This is a genomic window from Hymenobacter glacialis (genome assembly GCF_001816165.1).
GTDB classification, from domain to species: Bacteria; Bacteroidota; Bacteroidia; order Cytophagales; family Hymenobacteraceae; genus Hymenobacter; species Hymenobacter glacialis.
In genome coordinates this window covers 1-1175 of the sequence record NZ_MDZC01000109.1, presented here as the reverse complement: position 1 = coordinate 1175, position 1175 = coordinate 1, and the positions used below count along the sequence as shown (strand labels likewise).

Annotated in this window: 1 pseudogene; it reads left to right on the top strand. The window is 65.0% G+C overall.

Features of this window, described 5'->3' with window-relative positions:
- Nucleotides 1-1175: pseudogene (locus tag BEN48_RS18880) on the top strand (SprB repeat-containing protein); the annotation flags it as partial.

Genomic DNA, 1175 nt, shown 5'->3' with positions numbered 1-1175 from the left:
CGCCCACGCCCACGCCCACGCCCACGCCCACGCCCACGCCCACGCCGACGCCCACGCCCACGCCTCCGGCGGTGCCCGTAGCCGTCGTCGTGCAGCCTACGTGCCTGCTGGCCTCCGGCTCGGTGACGGTAACATCGCCCCTTTCCGGCGGCACCTACACCCTGGTGGGAGCCGGTACTTCGCTCACGTCCGCCACTGGTGTGTTCACGAACTTGGGTCCGGGTACCTATAACCTGAGCGTATCAGCTAATGGCGGCGTTTCCAGCGCCCTGGCTATCACCATCAAAGCGGCCGAAAACACATTGAGCATCAATAGTGTAGTTGCAACAAATGCAAGCTGCGCAGCTACGGGTACCATTACCGTGACAGCTGCCGGCGGTACAGGTGCTTACAGCTACCAGCTTAATAATGGGTCCTTCGGCTCCAGTAACGTATTTACTGGACTCGCTGCGGGCGCCTACTCAATAACTGTTCGAGACGCCAGCGGCTGCTCGGTGACCCGCAGTGATGTGACCATCCTCAGCGGTCCGAGCAACTTGGTGTTGACCCTTTCAAGCTTGGTCAACGCGACTTGCACCACTTCCACGGGGGCGGCCACGCTGACCGCAAGCGGAGGCACAGCGCCCTACAGCTACACCCTGACTTCGGGAAGCAGGGTGCTGACGAACGCAACAGGTACCTTCTCGGACCTGACCGCTGGCACATACACCGTGTTGGTGACCGATGCGAGCGGTTGCACCGCCACTTGCTCGACGCTTCGATTGGTTATCGACGCGGCTCCCAGCGCCCCGGCTCAGCCAGCAGTAACGGTGGTGCAGCCGGCCGGTTGCTCACCGGCTACGGGTTCGCTGACGGTGAGCTCGCCGCTTTCCGACGGCACCTACTCCTTGGTGGGCGCCGGCGCTACCCTCACGTCCGCCACGGGCGTGTTCAGCAACCTGGCCCCGGGCACCTACAGCCTGAGCGTAACGCGCAACGGCTGCACCTCGCCCGCCTTGGCCGTGACCATCAACGCCGCGCCTAACGCGCCGGCCCAGCCGGTGGCCGTGGTGGTGCAGCCCACCAGCGGCCAAGCCACGGGTTCGCTGACGGTGAGCTCGCCGCTTTCCGACGGCACCTACTCCTTGGTGGGCGCCGGCGCTACCCTCACGTCCGCCACGGGCGTGTTCAGCAAC